Annotated in this window: 1 pseudogene; it reads left to right on the forward strand. The window is 66.2% G+C overall.

Annotation, left to right across the window (positions count from 1 at the left end):
• Positions 1 to 302 (forward strand): annotated as a pseudogene (locus BJI47_RS00375) (IS4 family transposase); the annotation flags it as partial.

A 302-nucleotide genomic window follows, 5' to 3' on the forward strand; every position in this document is an offset into this window, starting at 1 on the left:
CGGGTGGCTCGCCCTGTAGCGACCATGGACACTCCCGGCTCGTGGCTTGCCGGACGCAGATTGGTGGCGATCGACGGGACGTGTCTGGACTTGGCCGACACGCCCGCCAACACCGAATATTTCAGGCGGCCGCCGTCGAGTCGCGGCGAGCAGTCCGCGTATCCGCAGGCACGGTTGGTGGCAGTGGCCGAATGCGGCACCCACGCCCTCTTCGATGCCGCAATCGGTCCGTGTTCGACCTCGGAGCGGGAGTTGTCGAATGATCTCCTCGATCGTCTCGAGCCGGGCATGTTGCTGCTCGC

It is taken from the genome of Rhodococcus sp. 1168 (genome assembly GCF_002091955.1).
Taxonomy (GTDB): Bacteria; Actinomycetota; Actinomycetes; order Mycobacteriales; family Mycobacteriaceae; genus Rhodococcoides.